Consider the following 1,018-nt stretch of genomic DNA (forward strand, 5'->3'; position numbering starts at 1 on the left):
AATCCTTTATGTGTATATTCTACCAAGAATTTCGACTTAAGAAAAGTGAAAAATGATGCAAAAGATGCAGAATCTATCGCTAGGCTTGCTAAATTCCAGGATGTAAAGTATTCTCTTGTGCCAGAGCCTCAAATCCTTGCACTACGCATGATGGCTCGTGAGTATTACGCTTTATCAGATATGCTCACTGAGATGAAAAACAGGCTCTGTACCGATCTTTATTTACTATTTCCAGGATACATTGATGTCTTTGGAGATCCTTTTGGAAAAGCCTCCTTAGCGCTATTAAGACTGTGTCCCTCCCCGAAACATGTGCTGGCTGCAGACCCCTTTGAACTGGCTCAAATGATTTCAAATGTCAGCCGTAAAAATATCTTATGGGCTCAGAAAAAGGTACATACACTACTTGAAATCTCTAAAGCAGCACTTTCTATGCCAATGGATTTTGGTATCCTCAGCATGAAGATCAAATTCCATCTCGATGGGATTGAAAGTCTTCAAAACAGCCTTGATGGCATTGTCAAGCAACTTTATTCCATGATTGATGCTGAGGACTTCCCGCCAAAAATCAGACGATATATCGATCTGCTTGAAGATATGCCCGGTATTGGTTTTTTAACTGCTGTAACGCTGATAGCTGAAATTGGAGACTTTTCTAAATTTCATTCTCCTAAGGCCTTTACTGCATTCTTTGGTATTGACCCAAGTGTAAATCAGTCCGGCAAATTCAATGGCGATAGAAACAAAATCTCAAAGCGTGGCACACGACTAGGCCGTAGAGTACTCTTCACAGCGGCTTTGGCATCTATTAGGACAACCCGAAAGGGTGATGCCATTAACCCTGTGTTGAGAGACTACTATTATAAAAAATGTGAAAACAAGAAGAAAAAAGTAGCCCTTGTAGCCGTAATGCACAAGCTTCTCCATTATATCTTTGCGGTTCTCCGTGATGAAAAGCCATTCGTGCTTAGGTGCCCTGAAGATCATCAATCATGGAGAAATGATAAAAATTCACGCC

Annotated in this window: 1 protein-coding gene; it reads left to right on the forward strand. The window is 40.7% G+C overall.

Annotated features, from left to right (window positions below; translation table 11 throughout):
• Positions 1–1,018, forward strand: a 1,018-nt coding sequence (locus tag AN619_RS15355; protein ID WP_068558129.1) for an IS110 family RNA-guided transposase, incomplete at both ends; no start/stop codon positions are given.

Source organism: Thermotalea metallivorans (assembly GCF_001562415.1).
In the GTDB taxonomy this organism is placed as follows: domain Bacteria; phylum Bacillota; class Clostridia; order Peptostreptococcales; family Thermotaleaceae; genus Thermotalea; species Thermotalea metallivorans.